Source organism: Agromyces sp. P1_H4 (genome assembly GCF_056405255.1).
On record NZ_JBFUCL010000365.1, the window covers coordinates 1 to 3,677 of the forward strand.

Sequence of the window (3,677 nt, forward strand, 5' to 3'; positions counted from 1 at the left end):
GTGCTCGGCGCCCCCGTGGTCATCAGCCTCCTCGTGCAGGTTCCCGCGGCGATCGGCATCGCCGTGTGGCTGCACCTCGGCTGGGCGGCCGGAGCCCTGCAGGTGCTGCTCGCCCTCATCGGGCCGCTCGCGCTGCTCGGGTCCCGCCGGTTCCCCGGGCCCACCGTGGCTGTGGTGTCCGCCGCCGCGCTGGCCGACCTCGTCACCGGCCCCGACGTCGGGCCGCCGTACATCGCGCTCGCCTTCGCGATCGTGCTCGCCGTCGCCCGTGGGGCGGTGGTGTGGGCCGTGGTCTCCGTGGTGGTCGCGTGGGTCGCCGCGATCGTGCTCGGGGCGCTCATCGGGCTCGACTGGCATCCGTTCCGGATCGCCCTGACCACGCTGCTGCTCGCGGCGTGCTTCGGCATCGGCGCCTTCGTGCGCACCCGTCGGCAGCGCGCCGCCGCCTTCCGTGCCGAGGCCGACCGCCGGCGCCAGACGGCCGAGCAGCGGGAACGTGTGCGCATCGCCCGCGAGCTGCACGACGTCATCGGCCACGCGCTCTCGCAGATCAACGTGCAGGCCAGCGTGGGGCTGCACCTCATGGACCGGGACCCCGAGCAGGCCCGCACCGCCCTGGCCAGCGTCAAGGAGACGTCGAAGACCGCGCTCGAGGAGGTGCGCAGCGTGCTCGGGGTGATCCGCTCAGACGGCGAGGCCCCGCTGGCGCCGCAGGCCGAGCTCGCCGAGCTGCCGCGGCTCGTGGCCGGCGTGCGCTCGCCGGGGTTCGAGGCGGAGCTCGTGGACCGGCTCGACGGTGCGCTCCCGGCCCGTGCCGCGCAGTTCGCGGCGTACCGCATCGCGCAGGAGGCCCTCACCAACGTCGTCCGTCACGCCGGCGCGACCCGTGCGGTGGTGGCGGTCGAGCGACTCGGCGACGAGCTGCTGCTCACCGTCGACGACGACGGCTCGGGGGCCGACGGCTCGGCGGAGGGCAGCGGCATCCTGGGCATGCGCGAACGGGCGGCGCTGCTCGGCGGCTCGGTGGAGCTCGCTCCGTCGCCGCGCGGCGGCACCCGGGTGACGGCCCGGCTGCCGTGGGGAGCGCCCTCGTGATCCGCGTCGCGCTCGCCGACGACCAGGTGCTCGTGCGCGCGGGCTTCCGTGCGCTGCTCGATGCGGAGGACGACGTCGAGATCGCGGGGGAGGCGTCGACCGGTGCGGACCTCCTCGCGCTCGTGCGCCGCGAGCCCGTCGACGTCGTGCTCATGGACATCAGGATGCCGGGCGGCGACGGCCTCTGGGCGACCGAGCAGATCGCCGCCGACCCGAAGCTCGCCGACGTGCACGTCGTCATCGTCACCACGTTCGAGCTCGACGAGTACGTCGCCCGCGCCATCCGGGCGGGGGCGAGCGGATTCCTCGTGAAGGACACCGAGCCCGTCGACCTCATCCGCGCCGTGCGGGTCGTCGCGAGCGGCGAGGCGCTGCTCTCGCCGGGCGTCACGAAGCGCCTGCTCGAGCGGATGGCCGTCGGGCTCCGCGACGCGCCCGACGACGCACGGCTGGACACCCTCACCGAGCGCGAGCGCGAGGTGCTGCGCCTCGTCGGGCAGGGGCTCACGAACGACGAGATCGCCGTGCGGCTGGTGCTCTCCCCGCTCACCGCGAAGACGCACGTGTCGCGCATCATGGCGAAGCTGCACGCCCGCGACCGCGTGCAGTTGGTGGTCATCGCCTACGAGTCGGGGCTCGTGGCCCCGGGCTGGCAGGAGTAGGCGCGGCATCCGTCGTGCTCCCGCGGGAGCAGCGCAGGTGTCTCCACCGGTCGGATTCGCGGATGCCGCGTCCCGGCGAGCATGGGTTCGACGGTCCACTCCCGGGCCGCGCGAACCAAGGGAACACATCATGCTCGCCACCCTCGCGACGACCGCGGTCGTCACCCACGCCGGCTCCTGGGCGGCCGGGTTCGGATGGGTCTTCTTCCTCATCCCGATCTTCTGGTTCCTCGTGATCGGACTGATCATCTTCCTCGTGACCCGCGGCCGACGCCGTGCATGGGCCGACGGCTCCTACGGTCCGCCGTGGGCGCGCGGCGGCAGCGCCGAGTCGACGCTCGGCGAGCGCTTCGCCAAGGGCGACATCGACGAGGTCGAGTACCGGGCGCGGCTCGAGGTGCTCCGCGCGAATCGACCGAACGCCTAGCGGCCGATCGACACGCGAGGGGCGGATGCCGCGGCATCCGCCCCTCGTCGTGTGCCGTCTCCGCGGCATCCGCTTCGCGCCCTGCGGACGCCGGAGTCAGTCGCCGAGCGCACGCCGCAGGGCTGCCGCCTCGTGCCGGTGGCCGACCGTCTCGTAGCCGACCACGACGACGAACGGCGACGCCGCCGTGATGAGGATCCCCACCCCGAAGCTCGCCCCGGCGGCCACGGCCGCGACCGCGAGCACCAGCACCACGACGCTGCCGACGAACAACCAGAGGTGGAAGGGGTCGAACTGCCGCAGCAGCAGCGAGTAGATGGTGAACAGCGCGATCATGAAGACGCCGACGGGCACGACGACGGTGAGCAGCGCCGGCACGAGGCCGATGTGGGCGACGCCCTCGATCTCGTAGGCCGCCACGTGCAGGCCCGCTCCGGCACCGGCGAGGGCGATGAAGATGAAGTAGTGCAGGTAGCCCCACACGAACCCGCGCTCGCGGAAGCGCTGCAGCACCTTGCCCGACGGCATCGTGAAGTACACCCACCACAGGCCGAACGCGAGCGCCGTGCCGCCGAAGGCCACGGTGACGGCCTCGACCGACCAGTCCTGCTCGTCGATCACGGCCGAGATCGCGAGGATGGTGCCCAGGATGATCTCGCCGAGCGTGATGATGACGAGCAGTCCGTAGCGCTCGGCGATGTGGTGCGCGTGCCAGGGCGTGCCGCCCTCGCGTCCGTGCTCGGCGACGTACGGCCCGACGAGTTCGAGCGCGATGAGCGCCGCCGTGATCGCGAGCGTCGGGACGAGCGGCACGTTGATGAAGATGACGGCGATCCAGCCGAGCTGGGCGATCGAGACGAAGACGGCGTAGGTGAGCGCCGTGCGACGGCGGGCGCCGTCGTGCTTCGCGGCGCGCAGCCAGAGGGCGATCGTGGCGACGCGCATGACGACGTAGCCGGCGACCACCACGCCGTTGTCGACGTGCTCGCCCCCGTCGAGCGAGTGGAATAGGTCGGGAAGGCCGAGCGCCAGGATCAGCACGCCGAGCATCTCGACCATGGTCGCGACGCGGAAGAAGATGTCGTCGTTGTCGTACGCCGACGCGAGCCACGAGTAGTTGATCCACGCCCACCAGATCGCGAAGACGGCGAACAGGAACCCGATGATCGCGGGCGTCCAGTGCCCGAGCTCGAGCAGGTGCGCCGTCTGCGCACCTGCCTGGCTGAAGGCGACGACGAAGGTGAGGTCGAACAGGAGCTCGAGCGGCGTGGAGGCGCGATGGGTCTCGTTCGGATCGCGGCCCACCATGCGCCGCAGGCGGTGGTCGAGGGGCGGCCGGGCGGATGCCGCGGTGCTCGCGTCCTGCGTCTGCTGATCGCTCATCGTGAGGCCCTCTCGGGGCGCACCCGCGGCGCCCGTCGCATCATGCTGCCACAGGCGCCGCGGGTGCCGCAGCGTGCGTCGGATCCGCTCGCTCAGCGCGAGAGCAGGAG

4 protein-coding genes are annotated in these 3,677 nt (G+C 72.6%); 3 read left to right on the forward strand and 1 reads right to left on the reverse strand.

The window, feature by feature from the left end:
* The 3 genes from AC1DY2_RS17145 to AC1DY2_RS17155 all read left to right on the forward strand — a co-directional run.
* Nucleotides 1-1,095: sensor histidine kinase (locus tag AC1DY2_RS17145; RefSeq protein WP_476763512.1), on the forward strand; the 1,095-nt coding region annotated here is incomplete at its 5' end.
* On the forward strand, nucleotides 1,092-1,757 hold the full coding sequence (locus AC1DY2_RS17150; protein ID WP_476763513.1) for a response regulator: 666 nt from the start codon (nucleotides 1,092-1,094) through the stop codon (nucleotides 1,755-1,757). The genes AC1DY2_RS17145 and AC1DY2_RS17150, both read left to right, overlap by 4 nt.
* A 130-nt stretch (nucleotides 1,758-1,887) precedes the next feature.
* Nucleotides 1,888-2,184 (forward strand): SHOCT domain-containing protein, encoded by a 297-nt coding sequence (locus AC1DY2_RS17155; protein ID WP_476763514.1) that lies wholly within the window; start codon nucleotides 1,888-1,890, stop codon nucleotides 2,182-2,184.
* Nucleotides 2,185-2,280: 96 nt separating this feature from the next.
* Here the strand turns inward: AC1DY2_RS17155 and AC1DY2_RS17160 are convergent.
* The coding region (locus AC1DY2_RS17160; protein ID WP_476763515.1) for a low temperature requirement protein A at nucleotides 2,281-3,677 on the reverse strand (1,397 nt) is incomplete at its 5' end.